The organism is Cupriavidus nantongensis, from assembly GCF_041726985.1.
Classification (GTDB): Bacteria; Pseudomonadota; Gammaproteobacteria; order Burkholderiales; family Burkholderiaceae; genus Cupriavidus; species Cupriavidus nantongensis_A.
Window position 1 is genome coordinate 667,981 of sequence record NZ_CP168303.1, and the last position, 23,335, is coordinate 691,315.

Annotated in this window: 19 protein-coding genes; 11 read left to right on the forward strand and 8 right to left on the reverse strand. The window is 69.7% G+C overall.

All coding sequences use genetic code 11. The annotated features are described in order from the left end of the window. Positions 1 to 461 precede the first annotated feature (461 nt). The 3 genes from hutG to hutU form a co-directional block, all read right to left on the reverse strand. On the reverse strand, positions 462 to 1,442 hold the full coding sequence (hutG, locus tag ACEI37_RS14160) for a formimidoylglutamase (RefSeq protein WP_373379419.1): 981 nt from the start codon (positions 1,440 to 1,442) through the stop codon (positions 462 to 464). Beyond that, the gene (locus tag ACEI37_RS14165; RefSeq protein WP_373379420.1) at positions 1,439 to 2,746 is read right to left on the reverse strand and encodes an MFS transporter; all 1,308 of its coding nucleotides are present in this window, start codon (positions 2,744 to 2,746) and stop codon (positions 1,439 to 1,441) included. The genes hutG and ACEI37_RS14165 overlap by 4 nt, the downstream gene beginning before the upstream one ends. A gap of 183 nt (positions 2,747 to 2,929) precedes the next feature. After that, a complete protein-coding gene (gene hutU, locus ACEI37_RS14170; RefSeq protein WP_373379421.1) occupies positions 2,930 to 4,615 on the reverse strand; it encodes a urocanate hydratase in 1,686 nt (561 codons plus the stop codon). Positions 4,616 to 4,775: 160 nt separating this feature from the next. Here hutU and ACEI37_RS14175 point away from each other — a divergent pair, with 160 nt between their 5' ends. Beyond that, complete coding sequence (locus ACEI37_RS14175; RefSeq protein ID WP_373379422.1) at positions 4,776 to 5,159, forward strand: ArsR/SmtB family transcription factor; 384 nt, start codon at positions 4,776 to 4,778, stop codon at positions 5,157 to 5,159. Next, positions 5,156 to 6,238, forward strand: coding sequence for an SRPBCC domain-containing protein (locus tag ACEI37_RS14180; protein WP_373379423.1), 1,083 nt, complete (start codon positions 5,156 to 5,158; stop codon positions 6,236 to 6,238). The genes ACEI37_RS14175 and ACEI37_RS14180 overlap by 4 nt, the downstream gene beginning before the upstream one ends. Positions 6,239 to 6,302: 64 nt before the next feature. On the opposite strand, the gene hutC is transcribed toward ACEI37_RS14180, so the two are convergent. Beyond that, on the reverse strand, positions 6,303 to 7,004 hold the full coding sequence (gene hutC, locus ACEI37_RS14185) for a histidine utilization repressor (RefSeq protein WP_373380262.1): 702 nt from the start codon (positions 7,002 to 7,004) through the stop codon (positions 6,303 to 6,305). A 111-nt stretch (positions 7,005 to 7,115) separates the two neighbouring features. Further along, on the reverse strand, positions 7,116 to 10,499 hold the full coding sequence (locus tag ACEI37_RS14190) for a diguanylate cyclase (protein WP_373379424.1): 3,384 nt from the start codon (positions 10,497 to 10,499) through the stop codon (positions 7,116 to 7,118). Positions 10,500 to 10,850: 351 nt separating this feature from the next. Here ACEI37_RS14190 and ACEI37_RS14195 point away from each other — a divergent pair, with 351 nt between their 5' ends. Together ACEI37_RS14195 and ACEI37_RS14200 are read left to right on the forward strand one after the other, a co-directional pair. Then, entirely contained in the window at positions 10,851 to 11,249 is a 399-nt protein-coding gene (locus ACEI37_RS14195; protein WP_373379426.1) for a nuclear transport factor 2 family protein, read from the forward strand. A 98-nt stretch (positions 11,250 to 11,347) separates the two neighbouring features. Further along, on the forward strand, positions 11,348 to 12,235 hold the full coding sequence (locus ACEI37_RS14200) for a cytochrome c (protein ID WP_373379427.1): 888 nt from the start codon (positions 11,348 to 11,350) through the stop codon (positions 12,233 to 12,235). Here the strand turns inward: ACEI37_RS14200 and ACEI37_RS14205 are convergent. Beyond that, positions 12,232 to 13,335 (reverse strand): acyltransferase family protein, encoded by a 1,104-nt coding sequence (locus ACEI37_RS14205; RefSeq protein ID WP_373379428.1) that lies wholly within the window; start codon positions 13,333 to 13,335, stop codon positions 12,232 to 12,234. The two genes, ACEI37_RS14200 and ACEI37_RS14205, sit on opposite strands and share 4 nt — an antisense overlap. 320 nt (positions 13,336 to 13,655) lie before the next feature. Here ACEI37_RS14205 and ACEI37_RS14210 point away from each other — a divergent pair, with 320 nt between their 5' ends. From ACEI37_RS14210 to ACEI37_RS14220, 3 genes are all read left to right on the forward strand, one after another. Beyond that, a complete protein-coding gene (locus tag ACEI37_RS14210; protein ID WP_373379429.1) occupies positions 13,656 to 14,120 on the forward strand; it encodes a (2Fe-2S)-binding protein in 465 nt (154 codons plus the stop codon). Positions 14,121 to 14,136: 16 nt separating this feature from the next. Beyond that, positions 14,137 to 16,395: a molybdopterin cofactor-binding domain-containing protein gene (locus ACEI37_RS14215; RefSeq protein ID WP_373379430.1), complete on the forward strand. Its 2,259-nt coding sequence runs from the start codon at positions 14,137 to 14,139 to the stop codon at positions 16,393 to 16,395. Positions 16,396 to 16,604: 209 nt separating this feature from the next. Further along, positions 16,605 to 16,892 carry an ArsR family transcriptional regulator gene (locus ACEI37_RS14220; protein ID WP_373379431.1) on the forward strand — a complete coding sequence of 96 codons (288 nt, stop codon included), beginning with the start codon at positions 16,605 to 16,607 and terminating at the stop codon, positions 16,890 to 16,892. A gap of 65 nt (positions 16,893 to 16,957) precedes the next feature. Here the strand turns inward: ACEI37_RS14220 and ACEI37_RS14225 are convergent, their stop codons facing one another. Beyond that, on the reverse strand, positions 16,958 to 17,356 hold the full coding sequence (locus tag ACEI37_RS14225; protein WP_373379432.1) for a hypothetical protein: 399 nt from the start codon (positions 17,354 to 17,356) through the stop codon (positions 16,958 to 16,960). Between the two features lie 365 nt (positions 17,357 to 17,721). Between ACEI37_RS14225 and ACEI37_RS14230 the strand changes: the two genes are divergently transcribed. The 4 genes from ACEI37_RS14230 to ACEI37_RS14245 all read left to right on the forward strand — a co-directional run bounded on the left by ACEI37_RS14230 (position 17,722) and on the right by ACEI37_RS14245 (position 22,284). Next, on the forward strand, positions 17,722 to 18,681 hold the full coding sequence (locus tag ACEI37_RS14230; protein WP_373379433.1) for a hypothetical protein: 960 nt from the start codon (positions 17,722 to 17,724) through the stop codon (positions 18,679 to 18,681). Positions 18,682 to 18,984: 303 nt separating this feature from the next. Then, positions 18,985 to 19,782: a citryl-CoA lyase gene (locus ACEI37_RS14235; protein WP_373379434.1), complete on the forward strand. Its 798-nt coding sequence runs from the start codon at positions 18,985 to 18,987 to the stop codon at positions 19,780 to 19,782. After that, positions 19,779 to 21,425: a class I adenylate-forming enzyme family protein gene (locus ACEI37_RS14240; RefSeq protein WP_373379435.1), complete on the forward strand. Its 1,647-nt coding sequence runs from the start codon at positions 19,779 to 19,781 to the stop codon at positions 21,423 to 21,425. The genes ACEI37_RS14235 and ACEI37_RS14240 overlap by 4 nt, the downstream gene beginning before the upstream one ends. A 19-nt stretch (positions 21,426 to 21,444) precedes the next feature. Continuing rightward, positions 21,445 to 22,284, forward strand: a complete 840-nt coding sequence (locus ACEI37_RS14245; RefSeq protein ID WP_373379436.1) for a protocatechuate 3,4-dioxygenase — start codon at positions 21,445 to 21,447, stop codon at positions 22,282 to 22,284. A gap of 12 nt (positions 22,285 to 22,296) precedes the next feature. Here ACEI37_RS14245 and ACEI37_RS14250 read toward each other — a convergent pair whose 3' ends face one another. Then, complete coding sequence (locus ACEI37_RS14250) at positions 22,297 to 23,151, reverse strand: IclR family transcriptional regulator C-terminal domain-containing protein (protein WP_373379437.1); 855 nt, start codon at positions 23,149 to 23,151, stop codon at positions 22,297 to 22,299. Positions 23,152 to 23,335 lie beyond the last annotated feature (184 nt).

Sequence of the window (23,335 nt, forward strand, 5' to 3'; positions counted from 1 at the left end):
GGTGCGACGTCGGGGCGCCGGGCCGGCCGTGTCAGGTTCAGCGCGGCAACAGGTGCCAGGGGTGCGCCGGGATGGCGACGGGGGTGGGCAAGGCAGGGTCGGTCATGGGTGTGTCCTCCTTTGTTTTTTGGCATCGGCCGGGACGCTGGGGGCGTGCCGGCGTACCTGTCTGGCGCTGTGAGCGGCGGCCTATATTGCACGTGCCGTGCCAGCGCCAAGGTCGCGCCGGAGCTATGCAAGCTATTGAATACAAAGGGGAAAATGATGTGATGCCGGCGCACTGTTCGGGAAGCCGGATCGGATACGGGTAGGGGTGTTCGGTAATCCGAACGTGCGGCTAGGTGTAAACCCGAGGAATCGGGCGGTGACAAGGGACCGAAAGAGCCTGGACTACAGGGGTTTGCTCCCTCTCCGTGATGGAGAGGGAGTACACCGCCGGGGCGTTGGCGGTGGTTGCGGTTTCAGCCGCCGAGCAGGCGATAGCACAATCTTGCCGCCACCTTTGCGCCGCAGCCGTCGCGGTCGTACCGCGGGTTGAACTCGGCAAGGTCCGCCACGCGCAGCTTGCCACTGTCGCGCAGCAGTGTGGCGATGGCCTCGACCACCGCCAGCGGCACGCCGTAGGCGGCCGGGGCCGAGACGCCGGGCATGACTGCAGCGGGCAGCACGTCGAGGTCGATGGTCAGGTAGACGTGGTCGGCATCGGCGACCCAGCGCTCCAGCTCGGCCAGGCGCGCGTCGAGGTGGCGCTCCTGCATCTCGGTGTCCTCGACATGGCGCACGCCCAGCGCGTGCGCGCGGGCGAACAGCGCGGCGGTGTTGGCCAGCCGGCTGACGCCCAGGCAGGCGTAGTCGAACGGCAGGCCGCGCTGGCGGCAGTCGGCGGCGATCTGGTCGAAGGGGGTGCCGGAGCTGCCGGGGCGGCTGGCGCGCAGGTCGAAATGCGCGTCGAGGTTGACGATCAGCACGCGGCCGCGGTCGCCGCGCGCATCGAGGTGCATGCGCAGGCCTTGCCACGTGCCCCAGGCCACTTCGTGCCCGCCGCCCAGCACCAGCGGCCAGGCGCCGACCGCCAGTTCGGCGGCGACGGCTTGCCCGAGCCGCTGCTGCGCGGGCTCCAGCGCATCGCCGTCGCAGTGGATGTCGCCGCCGTCGATCAGGCGGCCGATGCCGTGCGCCGGCACGCCTGCCAGCGCGCGGCGGATCTCGCGCGGGCCCGCGGCCGCGCCGGGGCGACCCTGGTTGCGCACTACGCCGGCATCGCAACAGAAGCCCAGCAGCACCGGCACGCCGGGCGTGCGCGGCGTGGCGGCGCCGGCGACGATATCGAAAAGGCGACGGGTGTCCCCGGCCTCGCCGGCATCGCGGCGGCCGCGCCAGACTGTGTCGTGGCCGGCGGCAGTGGCGTCGGTCACCGGCGCGAAGTCTGCCAGGTCGCTCATTTCAGCCGGCGCCCCAGCGTCTCGGGCACCATCAGCAGGCCAAGCAGCGACACCACGCCGCAGCCGATCACGTACAGCGCGGGGGCGTTGGCGTCGCCGCTGGCCTGGATCAGCTGGGTCGAGAAGTACTGCGCAAAGCCGCCGAAGATGGCGATGGCGACGCAGTAGGCGATCGACAGGCCGGTGGCGCGCAGGCGCTTGGGCAGCACCTCGCTGACCAGCACCATCGACGCCGGCGCGGTCATCGACATCGGCACCGACAGGCACGCCACCACCACCAGCAGCCGCGCCAGCGAGGGCTCGGCATTGATCAGCACGAACGCCGGATAGACCATCGCCAGCAGCGCCACGCGGGACCACAGCACCACGGGCTTGCGGCCGACGCGATCGGCCAGCCAGCCGGCGAACGGCGACAGCACTACCTGCACCGCCGCGGCGACGCAGCCGGCCCAGATGCCCAGCGACAGCGGCATCTTCAGCACGCTGACGGCGTAGTTGCTGAGGTAGTAGACGACGATATAGGTGGAAGAGGCCAGGCCGATCATCAGCAGGATGCTGGCAAAGACCTCGCGCGCATGCTGGCGCAGCAGCGGCCATTGCGCGGCGTGTTCGCCGTGGTGCGCCGGCGTGGCGGTCTCTTCCAGGCGGCGGCGGATCAGCAGGCCGACCGGAATCACCAGGATGCCGATCAGGAAGGCCAGGCGCCAGCCCCATGATTCGAGCTCGACCGGTGCCAGCAGGTTGCTCAGCACCAGGCCGGTGATCGCGCCCAGCAGCGCCGCCAGGCCCTGGCTGAACGGCTGCCAGGCGGTATAGAAGCCGCGCGTGCGGTCGTCGGCGTATTCCAGCAGCAGCGCGGTTGACGCGCCCATCTCGCCGCCGATGGCGAAGCCCTGCACCAGCCGCGCGATCACCACCATGACCGGCGCGAGGATGCCGATCTGCGCGTACGGCGGCGTCACCACGAAGATCAGCGAGCTCAGGCCCATCAGCCACAGCGTCAGCGCCACCGCCGGCTTGCGCCCGGCGCGGTCGGCGTACATGCCGATCAGCAGGCCGCCGAGCGGACGCATCAGGAAGCCGACGCCGAAGGTGGCGAACGACATCAGCAACTGGCCGGTGGGGTTGTCGACGGGGAAGTAGAGGCGGCCGATCAGCGTGGCGAAGAAGCTGTAGACCACGAAATCGTAGAACTCGAGGCCGTTGCCGATGGTGATGGCGGCGATGGCGCGTGTGCGCGACAGCGCTGGGGTGTGGGCGCCGGCTGCACCGTCGTAGGCGGGCGCAGTGATATTGGGTGGCATGCGGTTGTCTCCGGTGGAATGCGTGGGTTTGCTCCCCTCTCCCACGTCAGTGGGAGAGGGGCCGGGGGAGAGGGCCGGCGTCTCCATGTGGAAAGCGTGTCGCTATTGCACACGCCCGCCCTCTCCCCCGCCCCTCTCCCGCAAGCGGGAGAGGGGAGCAAACACTGGGTGCGTGAGCGTCGATCAGTCGCGCAGCATCGGCAGGTCCAGGCCCTGCTCGCGCGCGCAGTCGACGGCGATCTGGTAGCCGGCGTCGGCATGGCGCATCACGCCGGTGGCGGGGTCGTTGTGCAGCACGCGGGCGATGCGCGCGGCCGCTTCATCGGTGCCGTCGCACACGATCACCACGCCGGAATGCTGCGAGAAGCCCATGCCCACGCCGCCGCCGTGGTGCAGCGAGACCCAGGTGGCGCCGCTGGCGGTGTTCAGCAGCGCGTTCAGCAGCGGCCAGTCGGACACGGCGTCAGAGCCGTCCTGCATGGCCTCGGTCTCGCGGTTGGGGCTGGCGACCGAGCCCGAGTCCAGATGGTCGCGGCCGATCACGACCGGCGCCGACAGCTCGCCGCTGCGCACCATCTCGTTGAACGCCAGGCCCAGCCTGGCGCGCAGGCCCAGGCCCACCCAGCAGATCCGCGCCGGCAGGCCCTGGAAGCTGATGCGCTCGCGCGCCATGTCGAGCCAGCGGTGCAGGTGCGCGTCGTCGGGGATCAGTTCCTTGACCTTGGCGTCGGTCTTGTAGATGTCCTGCGGATCGCCCGACAGCGCGGCCCAGCGGAACGGGCCGATGCCGCGGCAGAACAGCGGACGGATATAGGCGGGCACGAAGCCGGGAAAGTCGAAGGCATTGGCCACGCCTTCTTCCTTGGCCATCTGGCGGATGTTGTTGCCGTAGTCGAAGGTCGGCACGCCGAGCTTCTGGAAGTCCAGCATGGCGCGCACGTGCGCGGCCATCGAGGCCTTGGCCGCCTTCACCACCACCGCCGGCTCGCGCTGCGCGCGCTCGCGGTATTCGTCCCAGCTCCAGCCGGCGGGCAGGTAGCCGTTGAGCGGGTCGTGGGCGCTGGTCTGGTCGGTGACCATGTCCGGGCGCACGCCGCGGCGCACCAGCTCGGGCAGCACTTCGGCGGCGTTGGCGCACAGCGCGATAGAGATCGCCTTGCCCTGCGCGGTGTAGCGGTCGATGCGGGCGAGCGCGTCGTCGAGGTCGGTGGCCTGCTCGTCGACATAGCGGGTCTTCAGGCGGAAGTCGATGCGGCTCTGCTGGCATTCGATATTGAGCGAGCACGCACCGGCCAGCGTCGCCGCCAGCGGCTGTGCGCCGCCCATGCCGCCCAGGCCCGCGGTGAGCACCCAGCGTCCCTTCAGGTCGCCACCGTAGTGCTGGCGGCCCGCTTCGACGAAGGTTTCATAGGTGCCCTGCACGATGCCCTGGCTGCCGATGTAGATCCAGCTGCCGGCGGTCATCTGGCCGTACATGGCCAGGCCCCTGGCGTCGAGCTCGTTGAAGTGTTCCCAGTTGGCCCAGTGCGGCACCAGGTTGGAGTTGGCGATCAGCACGCGCGGGGCGTCGCGGTGGGTGCGGAACACGCCGACCGGCTTGCCCGATTGCACCAGCAGGGTCTGGTCGTCTTCCAGCCGGGTCAGCGCCTCGACGATGCGGTCATAGCATTCCCAGTTGCGGGCGGCGCGGCCGATGCCGCCGTAGACCACCAGTTCCTTCGGGTTCTCCGCGACCTCTGGGTCGAGGTTGTTCATCAGCATGCGCAGCGGCGCTTCGGTCAGCCAACTCCTGGCGGTCAGCGTGGTGCCGCGCGGAGCGCGGATTTCGGTGTCGCGGAAACGCGTCGGTTGGGTGGGGGTCTGGGTCACGGGGAAACTCCTTCGGTCTTGCAGGTCTGGAACGCGCGCTTTGGGTCAACGCATAGGCATGTATATTCCTGTATATACAAGTTCGTATGAATCAGGGTATTCCCGGGGATCTGCAAGGCTTCACCTTGACTTTCATTTAACCAATGCGTTAAATGAGCGCATGCCATCTCCCGTCGATCCGCTTACAACCATCTTTGCCGCCCTGGCCGATCCCACCCGTCGCGCGATCCTTGACCGGCTCGCGCAAGGGGATGCGCCGGTCAGCGAGCTGGCGCGACCGTTCGCCATGTCGGCTCCGGCCATCTCCCGGCACCTGCGCGTGCTGGCCGATGCCGGGCTGATCGAGCGCGAGGTCAGCGCGCGCTGGCGCATCTGCCATCTGCGCGCGGACCCTCTGCGGGACGCGCGCGACTGGCTGGAGGCCTATCGATGCCATTGGGAAGGCAACCTGGACCGCCTCGTCGAATTTGTCGAGCGTACCCACGCCGCCGGTGTCAGCGCAGACACCGGCCGTGCAACCAAGGACCAAGGGAACGAATCATGACCGAAGCCGCTAGCTTTCATCTGGAAATGACCCGCTTCATCCGCGCGCCGCGCGAGAAGGTGTTCGATGCGTTGACAGACCAGGCAGCGCTGGCCACCTGGCACTGCCCGCGCGGCATGAGCGTGCTCGAGGCCAGCGCCGACGCCCGCGTGGGCGGCAAGTACCGCATCGTGATGGCCGGCCGCGACGGTTCCAGGCATGCCGTCCACGGCGAGTACCAGGTGGTGGCCCGCGCCGACTTCCTCGCCTATACGTGGCAGGCCGAAGCCGGGCCCATGCCGCCGCATGTCAAGACGCTGATCGAGGTCACGCTGACGGCGCAGCAGGGCGGCACGCACCTGCACATGCGGCACAGCGGCTTCCCGGACACGCAATCGCGCGATGGCCACGCGACCGGGTGGCAGTCGGTGTACAACCGCCTGGTCGACTACCTGGACCCGGACGGCAGCGCTGCGACGGTGGTGGTGATCGGCGATCCGCGCAGCAGCTACTGCCGCACGGTGCGCATGGCGCTCGCGGAAAAGGGCGTGGCCTATACGCTCAGGCCGTTGCCGCCGCATGCGCCGGAAGTGCTCGCGCTCAATCCGTTCGGCCGCATCCCGGTGCTGTGCGATGGGCCGATCTCGTTCTACGAGACCCGGGCCATCCTCGGCTACATCGACGATGCCTTCGACGGGCCCAGCCTGCTGCCACAGGGACGGCCTTCGGCCCAGGCGCGCGGCGAGCAGTGGATCAGCCTGATCAACGCCCATGCCTACGATGCAATGATCCGGCGCTACGTGCTGCAGTACATCTTCCCGAAGGGGCAAAACGGCCAGCCGGACCGCGCGGTGATCGACGCCGCGCTGCCGGAGATCGCCCGGCATCTCGAGGTGCTCGAGCAGGTGTACGGCGAACGCAACTACCTGGTGGGCGCGACGCTGTCGATGGCGGACCTGTTGCTGGCGCCGATCATCGCCTATGTGGGCATGTTCCCCGAGGGGGCAGACCTGCTGCAGAAGTGCCCGAACGTGCGGCGCGCGCACGCGGCGATGCGCGAGCGGCCGAGCTTTGCAGCCACGCAGCCGGAACATGGCTGAGGCGCGGCGGGCGTCGCGGTGACGCGGGATGGCGGCCGGGTGAGTGCGACCGCGCGGGCAAGGATCAGGACGTGAAGCGGCCTTCCAGCCGATGCAGCGAACCCGGATGCACCAGCCGCACCGACGTCACCACGCGCCCGGATGACCAGGTGCGGCGGCGGATCAGCAGGCACGGCTCGCCGCGTTCGATGGCGAGCAGCTCGCACTCTCCCGGCAGCGCCAGCACGGCCTCGACCACGTGCTCGCCTTCGGTCAGCGGGGCAATGCGCGACAGGTACTGGTAAGGGGTTTCGCTGCTGAAATCCTGCGTCAGGTAGTCAGGGGCGACCGCGGCATTGACATAGCGGTCTTCCAGCTGGATGGCCACGTCGTCCTCGTAGTGGACGATCACCGAATGGAACACCCGCGCTTCCAGCGCAACTTCCAGCGCCGCGGCCTGCGCCGGACCGGCGCGCTCGGCCGCCAGGCTGACCACGCGGGCGCGATGGCGATGCCCGCGCGCGGCGATGTCGTCGGCGATATTGTTGACCGCATACAGCGCGGTGCGCCGCTTGGGCTCGGCGACGAACGTGCCAACGCCCTGCAGCCGCACCAGCATGCCCTCGGCGGTCAGCTCGCGCAGCGCGCGGTGCACAGTCATGCGGCTGACGCCGAGCGCCTCGACCAGCTCGGTCTCGGACGGCACGCGGTGATGGGGCGGCCAGCTGCCGTCAGCAATCCGGCTGCTGATGTGCTGCTTGACGCGCGCATACAGCGGCGCCGGCATCGGGTCGGACACGAGCGACAACGGGTTCCCCTTGGTTTCGGCCAGGCGGCCAGGTGGTCACGCGGACAGGCGCCGAATGTATCACGGCCGCTGCGCGGACAGGCCGGCGAGCTATGAGGCCTGCGGGTCGCGGTGCGCGTACCCGGCCAGGAACACGTCCAGCGCCACCGGCCGCCCGATCGCATAGCCCTGCGCGTAATCGACGCCGATCGCGCGCAGCGCGTCGAGGGTGCGTTCGTCCTCGACCCACTCCGCCACCGTGCGCACGCCCAGCCGGTGGCCGATGTCGTTGATCGAGCTGACGATCTCGCGGTCCACCGCGTTGTCGGCCAGCTGCCGGATAAAGCTGCCGTCGATCTTGAGATAGTCCACCGGGAACTGCTTCAGGTACGCGAACGACGACAGGCCCGAGCCGAAGTCGTCCAGCGACACGGTGCAGCCGGCGCTGCGCATCTCCGCCACCAGGCGATTGGCCGCGGCCATGTTGTTGATCAGCGCGGTTTCGGTGATCTCCAGCCGGATGCGGCTGGCGGGCAGGGCGCTGGCCTCCAGTTCGGCATGCAGGAACGGCAGCAGGAAGGGCTCGCCCAGCGAGTTGGCCGACAGGTTGATCGACACCGACAGCCCCGGCACCGCGCCCAGCCGTTCGCCGTAGCCGCGCAGCACGTTGCGGATGACCCAGCGGTCGACATGGCCCATCAGGTCGTAGCGCTCGGCGGCGGGAATGAAGGCGCCGGGCAGGATCAGCTCGCCGTGCTCGTCGACCATGCGCACCAGGATCTCGATATGGCGATGGCCGCTGGCGTCGTCTTCGTGTTCCGGCTGCAGCGCGCGGATCTCCTGCGCGAACAGGCGGAAGCGGTTGGCCTCCAGCGCCGAGTGGATGCCGGCGGCTACTTCCAGCTCGCGGTGGTGGCGGCGCGCGTCGCTCTCGTCGCGGCGGTACACCGAGACCCGGCTGCGGCCAGCGGCCTTGGCCGCATAGCAGGCCACGTCGGCGCGGCTCATCAGTTCGCTCACCGGCGGCACGTCGAGGTCGATCGCGGCGATGCCGATGCTGGCGCCGACGTCGTACACGCGTCCTTCCCACGGGAAGCGGCGCCCGCGAATGGCATCGATCACGCCCTGGCAGACCTGCTCGGCCTGGTCGACGGTGCAATCCTTGAGCAGCAGCGCGAACTCGTCGCCGCCCAGGCGCGCCAGCACGTCGTCCGGGCGCACATGGTTGCGGATCATGTAACCGAGCTCGCGCAGCAGCACGTCGCCGGCGCCGTGGCCGGCGGTGTCGTTGACGATCTTGAAGCGGTCCAGGTCGATAAAGCACAGCGCGGCGCGATGGCCGTGCAGCCGCGCCGCGTCGCACGACTCGCGCAGGCGCTTCTCGAACCAGGTGCGGTTGGGCAGGCCGGTCAGCGCATCGTGCATGGCCGAACGCGCCAGCTCGCGCTGCAGCGCGCGCGCGGCGGTGATGTCCTGGAACACCAGCACCGCGCCCAGCACCGCGCCGCGCGCGGTCAGCACCGGCGCGGCCGAATCCTGCACGTCGTGGCGCTCGCCGGTCAGGCTTTGCAGCACCGCGCCTTCCTGCAGGTAGGCCGGCGTCAGCGTGCGCAGGCAGGCCTCGACCGGGCTCGGGATGGGCTCGCCGGTGGTCTCGTCGACGATGCGGAAGACCCGCTCCAGCGGCAGCCCGGTGGCGGAGGCCATGGTCCAGCCGGTCAGCTGTTCCGCGATCGGGTTCATGAACGTCACGTGCATGGTGGCGTCGGTGCAGATCACCGCATCGCCGATCGAGCGCAGCGTGATATGCAGGCGCTCCTTCTCCTCGAACAGCGCCTCGGTCAGCCGGCGCTGCTCGGTGGTGTCCCAGTTGGTGCCAACCAGCGCCTGGGCGGTGCCGTCGGCGCCCCGGGTTGCCATCGCCATGGCGCGCACGTGGCGCACCTCGCCGCCCGGGCGCACGATGCGGTATTCGGTGTCGAACGCCGCCTCGCCGCGGATGGCCCGGCGCATCTCGCCGCGCACGCGGCTGACATCGTCGGGATGCAGCAGCGCGATCCATTGCTCAGACAGCGGCGCGCCGCCGGCCGGGTCGGTGCCGTGCAGCGCATGCATGCGCGCATCCCAGGTGATGCCGGCGCTGGCCAGGTCCCATTCCCAGATGCCCACGCCGCCGGCTTCGACCGCCAGCTGGATGCGCCGCGACAGCCGTTCCAGCTCTTGCTGCGCCAGCTTGCGCGCGTGGATATCTTCCACCTGTGTGATGAAGTGCTGCGGCTCGCCGGTCTGCTCGTCGCGCACCAGCGAAACCGCCAGCAGCACCCGGCGGTAGTGGCCGTCCTTGTGGCGATAGCGCTTTTCCAGGCGATAGGCCTCGACCTTGCCCGACAACAGGTTGGCGACCTGGCGCAGGTCGCCGGTGAGGTCCTCGGGGTGGGTCAGCTGCTGGTAGCTCAGCTCGCGCAGTTCGGCCGCGCTGTAGCCGAGCAGCTCGGTCATGGCGCGGTTGACGGTCTGCCAGCGGCCGTCCATGTCGACCAGCGCCATGCCGATGGCCGAATGCTCCATGGCCTGGCGGAAGCGCTTGTCGCTGCTGCGCAGGCTGGCGCGGCCGTGCCGGTTCTGTTCGGTCAGGTAAGCGATGCAGACCGGCAGCACCATGATCACCGCGGCCGACAGCGGCACCGCTTCATGGCGGTGCGACAGCAGCATCAGCGCCTGCAGGCACAGCGTGGCCACCAGCGCCAGCAGCGCGGTCGCAAAGGGATTGCCGGCCAGCGCCAGCAGCACCAGCGGCAGCGACATCGCCGCGAACGGGTCGTGGCCCTGCCAGTGCGCGAACGCGCCGATGGCCAGGCTCAGCGCCAGCGCGCCCGCCTGCGGCGCCAGCATCGGCCGCGCGGCGGCGGCGCGCACGCGCACCGCGGTCATCGACAGCATCAGCGGCAGCAGCAGAGCCATGCCCAGCGCGCTGGCCTGCCACCAGGTCCACCACACCGCCGCGAAGCGGCTGCCCGCGACCGCGGCGATGGCCGCCGCGCCGGCGGTGGCGCCGACCATCGGCGCCAGGATGCCGCCTACCGCCAGCATCACGCCGAACGCGGCCAGCGGGCCGTGGCGCCCGGTCACGCCATGCCGGTCCAGCAGGCGCAACAGCAGCAGCGCGGACAGCATCTCCGCGAGGTTGGCGCCGGTCAGCATCAGCGCCGTGCCGACGCTGTCGCCGGCACCGAGGTTGGCCAGCACGCTGGCCACCAGCATGCCGGCCAGCAGCCACGGCGCCTCCACGCGCGGCCGCTGCAGCAGCAGGCCCAGCCCGAACGCATTGGGCAGCCACACCGAGGCCACGGTCCCGGGCAGCCGCGCCAGCCACAGCGCCGCCGCCGCAAGCACGAAGTAGCAGGCGCCGGCCAGCAGCAAGGGCAGCCAGCGGCGCGGCGCGGCGGAAGGGGCTGAAGCGGCCGGAGGGATCGGCGGGGCCGTATCGGGCGTCATGGACGAGAACGAGGCAAAGGCGGTGCGATGCGGGTGGGAAGAAGGCGGCGTGGCCGGCGCGCCCGGCGGCATGCCCCCGAAACGCCCGGACAGACTGCCGCCCAGCGTATGGGCAATGTAGCGAGGATAAGCGCGTGGCCATCGGCAGGACAGGGGGCAGGTTGGGGGGTTACTTGCCTCTGGTGTTGGGGGCGATTTTTTGGTAGGGCGGCAAGCGCCTGGGTCCGCGATGCCGGTATCCACGCCGATAACCTCGCCGGTAATCGCGCCGCCGCGCCCCCGCGCCGATCATGCAGCCATGGCCTGACGCCAGGCCCCGAGTCCCTGACCAGTCAACCCAAGGAGAACGCCATGTCCGCTGCCACCCAATCCCCGCAGGTCGCACACGCCGCCACGCTTGCCGACCGCTACCTCGCCGCCTGGAACGAGACCGATGCCGCGCGCCGGCGCGAGCTGATCGCGGCGGCGTGGACGGAAACGGCTTGCTATGTGGATCCGCTGATGCGGGGCGACGGCCATGCCGGCATCGATGCGATGATCGCCGCGGTGCAGGCGAAGTTTCCTGGTTTCCGCTTTACCCGTGTGAGCCCGGTCGATGCGCACGGGGAGCACCTGCGCTTTACCTGGGAGCTTGGGCCCGCGGGCGAAGCGGCGCTGGTGGTCGGCACCGACTTTGCCACGGTGTCGGCCGATGGCCGGCTGGCGCGCATGACCGGCTTCATCGACCGCGCCCCGGCCGGACTGTCCTGAGCGCCGCCGGCGCTGCGCTATGTTGCCTTTCCCACCGACAGCCCCCGGGGCACTGGCCGCAAGCTGCGGCATCCAGTGCGGCGGACAGGGGAAGGCAAATGGCGCGGATTCTGCGGATGGCGGCATGGGGGCTTGCCGGCACGGCCGTGGTTGCCGCCGCGGCGGCGTACGGCGCGGCATGGGTGGGCGAGCGCAAGGCGCAGCGCGTGGTGGAAGTCCCGGTCGCGCCCGTTGCCATCCGCGAGGATCCCGCGTCCATCGCCCACGGCAAGTACCTGTATGAATCGCGCGGCTGCATGGAATGCCATGGCGCCGGCGGGGGCGGCAAGCAGGTGATCGACGACCCCGGCGGCCTGCGCGTGCGCGCGCCGGACCTGACCCGCGCCAACCCCGCCATTGCCGCTTACGAGCCAGTGGACTGGGTGCGCAGCATCCGCCATGGCGTGGCGCCATCGCTGCGCCCGCTGCTGGTCATGCCCAGCGAAGACTACAACCGGCTCAGCGACGAGGACCTCGGCGCGCTGATCGGCTACCTGCGCAGCCTGCCCGCGGCGATGGGCGCCCCCGCCGAGATCACCATGCCGTGGCTGGTGCGCGCGCTGTATGGGGTGGGGGTGGTGCAGGACGCGGCGTCCAAGATCGACCACAGCCTGCCGGCGCAGGCGGCGCTGGTGCCCGAGCCGACGCCGCGTTATGGCGCCTACGTGGCCAATGTCTGCCTGGGATGCCACGGGCCGGCGTTCCGTGGCGGCAAGATCCCGGGAGCGCCGCCCGACTGGCCCGCGGCCGCCGACCTGCGCCCGGTGCCCGGCGGCGCCATGGCCCGCTACACCGAGCCTGCCGCGTTCATCGAGATGATGCGCAGCGGCAAGCGGCCCGACGGCAGCGCGCTCAGCCGCGTGATGCCGTTCGATTCGTTCGGCCGCATGAACGATACCGAGCTGACCGCCTTGTACCTGTTCCTGGCCGGCCTGCCGCAACGCTAGCCGCGTGCCAGCCGGCGCCCGGCCGCGATGCCGGGCAGCTCGACCCAGCGGTGCAGCAGCCAGGCCAGCGCCAGCGCCAGGCCGGCGTCGATGGCAAAGCGCAGCAATTGCATGGCGGTCTGGTGCGCGCCCAGTTCGGGCATCAGGCGCTTGACCGCTTCGATTACGGTCGGATGGGTCAGGTAGAGGGCGTAGGACAGTTCGCCCAGCCAGATCAGCGCGCGCGGCACGCGCAGCATGCCGGTGTGCTCGGCGGCGACCACGCCGGCCACCAGCAGCGCCGCGGGCAAGCCCCGTCCCGCCAGGCTGAAATCCGGCCCGACCATCGGCAGCGACAGTGCGAACGCCGCGCTGCCGATGGCCAGCAGCGCCAGCGCCAGTGCCGGCGTCAGCAAGTGGCGCCAGCGCGCGTAGGCCCACGCCAGCCCGCAGCCCAGCAGGAACTCGAGCACCAGCGGATTGCTGACCATGGCCAGCCACGGCGAAGCGAACGGATAGCCCTGCGCGGGATCGGTCACCAGCGTGCCGAAGCGCCACCACGGCAGCACCAGCGTGAACAGCAAGAATACCCCCAGCACCACCAGCAGCGCGCGCCGCCCCGCCAGCAGCAGCCCGAGCGCAAACACCGCGTAGAACGCCAGCTCGTAATTGAGCGACCAGCCCACGTACAGCGCGGGATAGCCGTAGTAGGGCGCATGGCCGGTGGATGTTGGCAGGAATGCCAGCGACGCGGCGAACAGCGCCGGCGTGACCGGGTTGAGCAGCAGTGCATGGAGCGCCGACATGGTCCAGTACGGCGGCGCCAGCCGGCACAGGCGCCGGATCATGAAGCTGAGCGGACGCTCCGGCCTGGGCCGCGCCAGCACCGCGACCCAGGCGATGATGAAGCCGCTGATGACGAAGAACACATCGACGCCGACATGGCCGCGCTTGATCACGTTGTGGGTCAGCCAGTTCAGCACCGGCGCGTTGGGGCCGCCCAGCGTGAGCCCGGAGTGGTAGACCACCACCATGGCGGCGGCCAGTCCGCGCAGGGCCTGGATGCTGTCGAGCCGCGCTATCGACGGTGACGATGCGGTGCGAGTGCGGGCTGCTGGCAAGGCGGTCGTGCCCGGCGCGGCAGCAGGGTTGTGGGCCGGTGCGGTGCCGGCCGCGGGAAACGAATTTTCTGGAATAGTCGATGGCACTGTTTCAGCGGCGGGAACCGGATCACACCGGAATCCCGCCGGGATGGCAAGGCAATCCATGAGGGACAGCCGTTCCTTGCACAAAGTTCGTGCAACCCGCACCCACGGGCAGGTTAGGGCGCAAAGCCTCCGGCAAGGTGCCGCAAATTGCACTATCCTCACTTGTCCGTTGCGCCAGGCTGCGGCGCACAGGCAATGACCAGCGGGCAACGTACCCAAGGAGTGTCCCCCAAATGACCACCCTCTCCATCAACGTCAACGGCAAGACCCGCGAAGTCGACGTGGACCCGTCCACGCCGCTGCTGTGGGCGCTGCGCGACAACCTCGAAATGACCGGCACCAAGTTCGGCTGCGGCATGGCCGCGTGCGGTGCCTGCACCGTGCACGTCAACGGCCAGGCCACGCGCAGCTGCGTGACGCCGGCCTCCGCCGTCGCCGGGGCGCGCATCACCACCATCGAAGGCATCGGCAGCGACCGCGTCGGGCGCGCCGTGATGGACGCCTGGCTCAAGCACGATGTCGCCCAGTGCGGCTACTGCCAGAACGGCCAGGTGATGAGCGCCGTCGGCCTGCTGCGCAGCAAGCCGCGGCCCACCGACGCCGACATCGACCAGGCCATGGCCGGCAACCTGTGCCGTTGCGGCACGTACCAGCGCATCCGCGCGGCGATCAAAGACGCCGCCCGTGCGCTGGCCTGAGCGGGAGCGAACCGATATGCGTATCCGAGGCATCGAAGCCCTGGCCGGCGGCCAGGCAGGCAACAGCGGCGAAGCGCGTGCCGACGCCGGCGTGGCGACGCTGGACCGCCGCAGTTTCTTGAAGCTGACCGGCCTGGCCGGCGGCGGGCTGGCACTGGGCGTGGCACCGCTGGCGCAGGCGCAGGAAGGCGCCAAGCCCAAGGCGCCGCCGGCAGCGCCGCAGGCGTTCCTGATCATCGCGCCGGACAACACCGTGACCGTGGCCGTGAACCGGCTCGAATTCGGCCAGGGCGTGCATACCGCGCTGCCGATGGCGCTGGCCGAAGAGCTGGATGCCGACTGGCGCAACGTGCGCGCGGCACTGGCCCCGGCCGGCGATCCGTACAAGGACCCCGGTTTCGGCATGCAGATGACCGGCGGCTCCACCGCGCTGAACCACTCGTTCCAGCAGTACCGCGAACTCGGCGCGCGCGCCCGCGCGATGCTGGTCGCGGCCGCGGCGCAGCGCTGGAAGGTCGACCCGGCCAGTTGCAAGGTGGAGCAGGGCGTGGTCAGCTCCGGCAGCCAGCGCGCTACCTTCGGCGAACTGGCGCCGGCGGCGATGGAGCTGCCGGTGCCGCAGCAGGTCACGCTGAAGGACCCGGCGCAGTTCCGCATCGTCGGCAAGCCCACGCCGCGGCTCGATGCGCGCGGCAAGATGGAAGCGACCACGCCGTTCGGCATCGACACCCAGCTCAAGGGCATGGTGGTGGCGGTGGTGGCGCGGCCGCCGCGCTTCGGCGGCAAGGTCAAAAGCTTCAGCGCCGACAAGGCCCGAGCGGTGCCGGGCGTGCGCGGCGTGCTGCAGGTGCCGGTCGACCGCGGCGGCAGCGGCGTGGCCGTGATCGCCAGCGGCTACTGGCCGGCCAAGATGGGCCGCGATGCGCTCGAGGTCCAGTGGGAAGACGCTGGCTCGACAGTCTCGTCGCAGGCCCTGTTCGATGAATACGCGAAGCTGGCCGCGCGGCCCGGCACCGTCGCGCGCGCGGGCGAGGGCAATATCGCCGCTGCCATCAACGGCGCGCCGCGCAAGATCGAGGCCGACTTCCGCTTCCCCTACCTGGCGCACGCGCCGATGGAGCCGCTGAACTGCACGCTGCAGCCCGAGGTGGCCGGCGGCAAGGTGCAGTCAGTCAAGGTCTGGGTCGGCTCGCAGTTCCAGACCGTCGACCAGGCCGCGGTGGCGCGCACGCTGGGGCTGGCGCCGGACAAGGTGGTGCTCAACACCATGATGGCCGGCGGCGGCTTCGGCCGGCGCGCGGTGCCGACCTCCGACTACATCGTCGAAGCGGCCAACGTGCTCAAGGCCTGGGTCGCCGCGGGCCACACCGAGCCGCTCAAGGTGGTGTGGAGCCGCGAGGACGATATCCGCGGCGGCTATTACCGCCCGCTGCACCTGCACCGCGCCCGCATCGGCCTGGACGCGCAGGGCAAGGTGGTGGGCTGGCAGCACACCATCGTCGGCCAGTCGATCCTGAAAGGCACGCCGTTCGAGCCGTTCATGGTCAAGAACGGCGTCGACGCCACCATGACCGAGGGCATTGTCGAGAACGACTACGACCTGCCGCTGCAGATGTCGGTGCACCACCCGCAGGTGGACGTGCCGGTGCTGTGGTGGCGCTCGGTCGGCAATACGCATACCGCCTTCGTCAAGGAAACGCTGGCCGACGAGATGGCCGCCGCCGCCAGGCAGGACCCGGTGGCATTCCGCCTGGCGCGGCTCGACGAAAAGAAGCATGCGCGCCATCGCGCCGCGCTGCAGCTGGCGGTGGAGAAGGCCGGCTACGGCAAGCGCAAGCTGCCCAAGGGGCATGCCTGGGGCGTGGCGGTGCATGAGTCGTTCAGCACCGTGGTGGCCTATGTGGTCGACGTCTCGCTGGTGAAGGGCGAGCCGCGCGTGCATCGCGTGACCGCCGGCGTGCATGCCAACCGCGTGGTCAATCCATTGTCGGCCGAGGCCCAGATCCAGGGTGCGTGCGTGTTCGGGCTGGCCATGACCCGGCCGGGGTTTGCCATCGAGATCGAGAACGGCGCGGTGAAGAACAGCAACTTCCCCGACTATCCGCCGCCGCGCATCACCGACGCGCCGGTGGTGGACGTGTTCTTCGTGCCGTCGCAGGACAACCCCACCGGGCTGGGCGAACCCGGCGTGCCGCCAATCGCGCCGGCGGTGGCCAATGCGCTGTTCACGCTGACCGGCAAGCGCCAGCGGCAATTGCCGTTTGTGATGGCCTGAGCGCGGCCGGGCACAGCGCGGGCCCTGTTGTAATCCCGCCCGTGTTGGCCTGGCCGTGGCAGCACCCTATTGCCTTTGCGGGGCGAGCCGCGTAGAACGGGGAAAAACCGCGGGCGCCAGGCCGCGCGGCAAGAATGACCCCCCGGATGGCCCCCGACGCCGCATCTTGCCCGGCCCGGGTGCCGTGCCCGGAGAACCGAGGTGTGATCATGGAGACCCAGGAAAGTACGCTGACGCTGGCGCTGATGACCGAACCCGCGCGCATCCGCATCTGCCGCGCGCTGCTCGACGCAGGCGAGGCCGGGCTGCCTGCCACCGACCTGGCGCAGGTGGCGCGACTGAGCCTGGGGCGCGCCGGCCATGTGTTCTCGGAGCTGGTGCAGGCCGACGTGCTGGCGCTGTCGATCCAGGAGCGGCGGGTCTGCTATGTGCTGAAGGCGCGGCGCGCCGTCACCGAAGCGCTGGGCTATATCGACGCCAGCGGACTGGCCGACTGACACGGCAAAACGGGCCCCGCGGGGCCCGTTTGCATTGGTGCGGCAACACCGCCGCGACCGCTGCGTCACTGCTTCGGCGCAGCCATTTCCTGGCGGGCGTTTGCGTCCGCCGCCTTGTTCTCGACCTTGCGCTCCTGCTTGGCGGCCTTTTTCTTCGCCTTGTATTCGGCGGCGGCTTCGCGGCGTGCCTCGCGACGCTCGACCAGCGGGTCCTTCGGCGGCTGGATCTGGGTCACGCCGGGCGCGGTGCCCTGGCCGGCGGGGCTGGCCGCGGTGGCCGGCACGGCAGGCGTTGCGGGGGTGGCGGGGGTTGCCGGCATGCCCTGCGCGGCGGGGGTTGCCGGCGTGGCCGGAGTGGCGGGCGTGGCGGTCTGCGCGATGGCTGCGGCGCAGCTGAGGCCTGCCAGGCTTGCCGCAATCACGCTGGCGATTCGGGTATGGCGAGCGGGTTGTTTCGGATCCATGGAATACCTCCAGGGTTAGGGTCGGAAGCGCCGGCCTGGTCGGGTCCAGCGCGACGTTTGCCGCACATGCCTGCGTGGCAGGCCACGCGGCGACAAGGCCAGTCTAGGCAGCGGGCCGGGTTAGCGCTGTCGGGCATGCGCCGATGCGATGCCGGCATTGTTCCTACAAGCGCGCCGCCGCGGCCGCGCCGGCACGCTGGACTCAAGTGGCTTTCATTTCCTTTAATTCGGCGGCAAGAAGATTCACTTCTGCCGTGGACGCGCTTCCGCCACCATGGCCTCCACGAAAACGCGATGCCGTGCATGACACTGTGGTCAGCGTGGCGGCGCAGGGAGCGATGGCACAGGAGCGGATGAGGGAAACGATGCGAGCGCAAGGCCCCCTGGTGTTGATGCTGATGGCCGGCCTTGCGGCCGCGCCGATGCCCGCGCTGGCCCAGACCCAGCCGGCGTTTCGCGTGGTCGGCACCAATGTGCAGAAGCACGCCAGTGCCGTGCTGACGCTGATGTCGTTTGCGGTCGTGCCAGACCTCGCATCCAGCTCGCTTTCGATCAGCAATGCCAGCACCGACAACCCCGACCTGACCCTGTGGCAGCTCGGCGGCGGCTTCACGCTGAGCCAGTCGTTCCCGCTTTACCTGGAAGGGTCGATTGCCTACAACCGCTACGACCCGGCCTTTGTCGCCACCGACGGGCGCGAGTCCCGCAGGCTGCCGGCCAAGTGGAACACCTTCGCCGGCACGGTTGGCATCGGCTGGGATTTCCCGCTGATCCCCAGCAAGGAACTGGTGTTCCGCCCGATCTTCAACGCATCGATCGGCCGCGTTGCCAGCGACCTGTCCATCGCCCAGTTCGCGGTCGAGCACAAGACCGAGCGCGACATCGCCTTCCTCGACGACGGCGCGATGAATGCCTATGGCCTGGGCGGCTCGGTGATGCTCGACTGGGAAAGCCACCGCGACAACCGCGATATCGACGTCGAGCTGCGCTATACCAATATCTACCTGCGCAGCTTCGGCACCTCGTCGGGCGTGGAGGCTTCGTCCGCCGCGCAGACCGCCAGCCTGTACGCGCGCTGGCGCGCGCCGACCGGGCTGCGCGCGCTCGACCGGCCGGTGCGCTACGTGCTGGAGTTGTCGCACTCGCATTACTTCGGAAACCAGGCAGGAGCGCTGGGGTTCAATTACCTCACCACGCTGGGCACCGGCCTGGAACTCGACACCAGCGCCCACGAAGTGTTCGTGACCCGGATCCGCGCGGTGGTGCGCTATGTCTTCGGCAATAACGTCTCCGGGGTGTCGTTCGGGCTTGCCGCGAGTTTCTAGCGCTCTCCGCCTGAAGAATCCCTGCCCGTCCAGGCTGCGCCGCCTCGCAGTGCGACACATCGACACCTTCCTCGGTCTTTCCCAGGCAGCGGTCGCACGGCCGCTCCACCCCCCGACTAAACCGTCCTTGCCGCCGAAATAGCGGTAGACGTCGGCCGTGGAGCCACCTCACGCTACATGCAGTACCAGCCACTGCGACGATGGCCCGATGCGGGTTTACCGTTCTTGCGCTACCCCGGACGGCCCTCTAGAATAATTCGCATACCGCATTAATTTGCGCGTAGCGCAAACATAGGAGACAACGTGGCGGACGCGAAACAACCCCATGCAGCCGGGCAGACCAGCATCGCGCAGGTGGATATCCACGGCGTATCGGTACATGGCAAAAACCTGAGCGAGGCCCTGATCGGCAAGACCGGCTTCACCGCCTACTTCCTGTTCCTGCTGACCGGCCGCGAGCCTGACGCCAAGCTGGTGGCGATCACCGATGCCTGCCTCGTCGCGATCGCGGAGCATGGCCTGGTCCCCTCGGTGCAGGCCGCGCGCATGACACTGGCGGCCGCGCCGGATGCGTTGCAGGGCGCGGTGGCGGCTGGCGTGCTGGGTTGCGGCTCGGTGATCCTGGGTGCGTCGGAAACCGCGGGCCAGCTGCTTGAGGAAGTGCTGGTCGGCCGGGAACACGGCACACTGGCCGAGAGCGCCAACTCCGTGGTCCGGGCCGTGCGCCAGGCGCGCAAGCCGCTGCCCGGCTTTGGCCATCCGACGCACAAGCTGGGGGATCCGCGCGCGCACCGGCTGCTAGCCGTCGCGCGTGAGCTGGGTATCGCGGGCGACCACGTGGCCGCGCTGGAAGCGGTAGCCGCCGCCGTGCCCGAGCACTACAGCAAGCCCCTCCCGCTCAATGTTTCGGGCGCGATCCCCGCCGTGCTGCTCGATGCCGGCTATCCCGCCACCGCGCTCAAGGGCGTGCCGCTGCTGGCGCGCGTGGCCAGCCTGATCGCCCACCTGCAAGAGGAACGCCGCCAGCCGATCGGCTTCATCCTGGCCGATGCCGCCGAACACGCCATCGCCTACAGCGCCGCGCCGGCGCAAGCATCATGAACGCGCCTGCCAACCACATCGGTGTGATGGCGCCGCTCGACGTGCTCAGGCAGTACCCGGCGCACGACTTCACGCTGACCGGCTTCCTCGCGGCTCGCGTGGCGGCGCATCCGGACAAGCCGGCGTTGCTGTTCGAGGGCCAGACCTGGAGCTATCGCGAGCTCGAGGCGCGGATCGCGCAGGCCGCGCGATGGCTGGCGCAGGCCATGCGCGTGCGCCGCGGCGACCGCGTCGGCGTGCTGTCCGCCAACCATCCGTCCACGGTCGTGCTGCTGTTCGCGCTGGCGCGCATCGGCGCAACCATGGTGCCGGCCAACCCGGAATACCGCCTGGACGAGGCACTGTACGTGTTCGAACATGCGCAGGTGTGCGGACTGGTGTGCGCGCCGGCCACGCTCGAAACCGGCGCGGACATCGCCCGCGCGCTCGGCGGTGCAGTCTGGCTGCGCGCCAACGAGCCCGGCGACCACGGCGTGCCGACGCTGGACCAGTCGATGGCGGCGGCCACCGGTGAGTTTGCCAGCGAACTTGCTGACGGCGGCAGCGACGGGGACACCGCGCTGATCATCTACACCTCCGGCACCACGGGCTTCCCCAAGGGCGCGATGCACAGCCACCGCGGCTGCGTGCTCACTGCCGAAGCCTTCGTCGGCCGGCTGCAGCTGCAGCCCGACGAGCGCGTGATGTGCGTGATGCCGCTGTTCCATATCAATGCGCTGATGTATTCGGTGGGCGGGGCGCTGGCTTGCGGCGGCTGCCTGGTGCTGATGCGCAGGTTCTCGGCGTCGTCGTTCTGGCGCTTTGCCGCCGAGACCGGCGCGACGGAGGTGAACCTGGTGGCGGCGGCCGGCAGCATCCTGGCCCGGCGCCCGCGGGCCGAGTTCGTGCCCGCTCACCGCATCACCAAGATGTTTATCGCGCCGCAGACCGAGGAAATGGTGCGCGTGATGAAGCACGAGTTCCACGTGCCGCGGCTGATCGAATGCTACGGCATGACGGAAATCCCGGGCGTGATCGCCAATCCGTTCGACGGCCCGCACAAGCTGGGCACCATGGGCCTGATCTCGCCGCATCCGGATCCGGCGGTGCCGCTGCCGCAGGCTCGCATCGTCGACGATGAGGGCGCCGAGGTGGCCCCTGGCGGCGAGGGCGAATTGCTGATCCGCACACCTACGCTGATGCAAGGCTACTACCGTGACCCGGGCCAGACCGAGGCGGCATTCCGCGACGGCTGGTTCGCCACCGGCGACCTGGTGCGCCAGGACGAGGATGGCTACTACGTCTTTGTCGCGCGCAAGAAGGATGTGATCCGGCGCAAGGGCGAGAACGTGTCGGGCGCCGAGCTCGACCGCATCTTCGGCGAGCATCCGGCGGTGGAAGAAGCGGCGGCCATCGGCGTGCCGGCGGAACTCGGCGAGGAAGAAATCCTGCTGGCGGTGCAGTTCCGCGCCGGCGAGTCGGCCGATGCGGCCGAACTGCTCGCCTGGGCGCGCGGCCGCCTGGCCGTTCACAAGCTGCCGCGTTATATCGCCACCGTCGAGGCGATCCCGCACACCCCGACGCACAAGCCCGCCAAGCACAAGCTGAAGGCTGACCGGACCTTGCTGGCGCGCGCGATCGACCTGTCGGCCGCAAGCCAATAACCAGAATACGGAGACAACCATGAGCACCCGGGACAACTACACCCTGCAGCGCGCGCTGGACGCCATGTGCACCGGCGCGCCCGGCTCGGACGCTGCCCTGCAGGCGCAATTCGGCGTGGCGCTGCGGCATTTCCACGCCATGCTCGACGAGCTGCAGCTGACCGATGCGCAGCTCTATCGCATTGCCAACTGGCTGGGCCGGGTGGCCGCGCAGGATGAGCTGATCATGCTGTGCGACATGATGGGCCTGACCATGCGCGCGCTGGACCTGGCGCGCACCGGCGCGCAAGCCACGCCGCAGAACGTGACCGGCCCGTTCCCCAAGGACCAGGTAGCTGAAGGCAGCAATCCCTGCCACCTGGCGACGGCGGAGGAGCCCGGGCAGCGGCTCGAGGTGCGCGGCCGCGTGCTGGATGCGCGCACGGGGCGGCCGGTGCCGGGCGCGACGCTGATCGTGTGGCAGCCCAACCAGTTTGGGCGCTACGAAAACGAAGACGACTCCCAGTTCGAAGACAACCTGCGCGGCAAGCTGCGCTGCGATGCCGAGGGCGGCTTCCGGATCTTCACGGTGCGGCCGGGCGGCTACATCATCGGGCGCGAGGACACCGAGGTGGGCGTGCTGATGCGGCGCCTGGGCCGCAACCGCCAGCGCGCGCCGCATATCCATTACCGGGTGGTGCAGCCGGGATACCGCACGCTGACGTCGCAGATCTATTTCAAGGGCGACCCCGCCAACCCGGTCGACTGCATCTTCTCGACCATCGATGACCATATCGTCGAGGTGGTGCCCCATCCGCAGCGTGACGGCTACCAGTTGCTGACGCTGGATGTGGTGATCGAGCCGGAGGAGGCGGCTTAAGCGCCGCGGCGCTCAGGAAGCCGCCAGGATCGAATGCGCCAGCGTAGGCGCCCGCCGGATGGCGGCTTCGATCATCGCGGCCGCCTCGCGCAGTGCCGGCAGCCGCGTCGCGACCAGCTCGTCGGGGCTGGTGCGCTCGGTCTCGGTGGAGCAGTTGATGGCGGCGATCACGCGCTGCTGCGGGTCGCGCACGGGCACGGCGATCGACAGGACGTTGAGCTCGAGCTGGCCCTCCTGGAGCGCATAGCCCTGTTCGAGCGTGCGCGCCAGCGCCGCGCGCAGCGCATCGGCATCGCTGAGCGTCTTCGGCGTGAATTTCTGGAACGGCGCCTTGTCCAGGACCTTGTTCTGCTGGGCCTTGGGCGCATGGGCGAGCAAGGCGAGGCCGAGCGAGGTGCAATGCACCGGCAGCCGGTAGCCGACCGAGGCGCGGAACGCGATGCGGCGCTGGCTGGGCACATGCGCCAGGTAGACCACGCTGTCGCCGTCGAGGATGGCGAGCGAGACCGAGTCGCGGAAGCGCTCGGCCACTTCCTGCAGGAAGGGCTGGACGATGTCGCGCAGGTTCATCGAGCTGAGGAAGGCGGCACCCAGCGACAGCACCTTGGGCAGCAGCACGAAGCGCCGCCCGTTGGCGCCGATGTAGCCCAGTGCCTGCAGTGTCAGCAAGGCACGGCGCGCGCTGGCGGGCGTCATGCCGGTGGCCTGGGCGACTTCGCTGAGCGTCATTTCCGGCGTGGTGTCGGTAAACGCCTGGATCACCGCCAGTCCGCGCGCCAGCGCCGCGACGTAGTCCCGATGGCCTTCTTCAAGCTTGCGCGGCGTGTCGTGGTCGACGGGGGCGGTGGGTTTGGCGGCGGAAGTCATGCACGCATTCTATCCGCAGCAATGAATTGAGGACTAGCAAGGAGACACATGACCAACCCCAACCGCCCCGCGAGCACGACCACAACGTGCCCACCAGCGCGCGCAGCCAGGGCATTGCCGATACCCGGTGAGCCGCGCCCAGACGCCTACGAGCAAGCGCGGCGGCAGCGCGAACCCTGGTTGT

Excerpts from the sequence above, each read along its gene's own strand:
- hutG (WP_373379419.1), bottom strand. The coding sequence starts at position 1,442 with ATGAGCGACCTGGCAGACTTCGCGCCGGTGACCGACGCCACTGCCGCC.
- ACEI37_RS14165 (WP_373379420.1), bottom strand. The coding sequence starts at position 2,746 with ATGCCACCCAATATCACTGCGCCCGCCTACGACGGTGCAGCCGGCGCC.
- ACEI37_RS14175 (WP_373379422.1), top strand. The coding sequence starts at position 4,776 with ATGCCATCTCCCGTCGATCCGCTTACAACCATCTTTGCCGCCCTGGCC.
- ACEI37_RS14180 (WP_373379423.1), top strand. The coding sequence starts at position 5,156 with ATGACCGAAGCCGCTAGCTTTCATCTGGAAATGACCCGCTTCATCCGC.
- hutC (WP_373380262.1), bottom strand. The coding sequence starts at position 7,004 with ATGCCGGCGCCGCTGTATGCGCGCGTCAAGCAGCACATCAGCAGCCGG.
- ACEI37_RS14190 (WP_373379424.1), bottom strand. The coding sequence starts at position 10,499 with ATGACGCCCGATACGGCCCCGCCGATCCCTCCGGCCGCTTCAGCCCCT.
- ACEI37_RS14195 (WP_373379426.1), top strand. The coding sequence starts at position 10,851 with ATGTCCGCTGCCACCCAATCCCCGCAGGTCGCACACGCCGCCACGCTT.
- ACEI37_RS14200 (WP_373379427.1), top strand. The coding sequence starts at position 11,348 with ATGGCGCGGATTCTGCGGATGGCGGCATGGGGGCTTGCCGGCACGGCC.
- ACEI37_RS14210 (WP_373379429.1), top strand. The coding sequence starts at position 13,656 with ATGACCACCCTCTCCATCAACGTCAACGGCAAGACCCGCGAAGTCGAC.
- ACEI37_RS14215 (WP_373379430.1), top strand. The coding sequence starts at position 14,137 with ATGCGTATCCGAGGCATCGAAGCCCTGGCCGGCGGCCAGGCAGGCAAC.
- ACEI37_RS14220 (WP_373379431.1), top strand. The coding sequence starts at position 16,605 with ATGGAGACCCAGGAAAGTACGCTGACGCTGGCGCTGATGACCGAACCC.
- ACEI37_RS14225 (WP_373379432.1), bottom strand. The coding sequence starts at position 17,356 with ATGGATCCGAAACAACCCGCTCGCCATACCCGAATCGCCAGCGTGATT.
- ACEI37_RS14230 (WP_373379433.1), top strand. The coding sequence starts at position 17,722 with ATGCGAGCGCAAGGCCCCCTGGTGTTGATGCTGATGGCCGGCCTTGCG.
- ACEI37_RS14240 (WP_373379435.1), top strand. The coding sequence starts at position 19,779 with ATGAACGCGCCTGCCAACCACATCGGTGTGATGGCGCCGCTCGACGTG.
- ACEI37_RS14245 (WP_373379436.1), top strand. The coding sequence starts at position 21,445 with ATGAGCACCCGGGACAACTACACCCTGCAGCGCGCGCTGGACGCCATG.
- ACEI37_RS14250 (WP_373379437.1), bottom strand. The coding sequence starts at position 23,151 with ATGACTTCCGCCGCCAAACCCACCGCCCCCGTCGACCACGACACGCCG.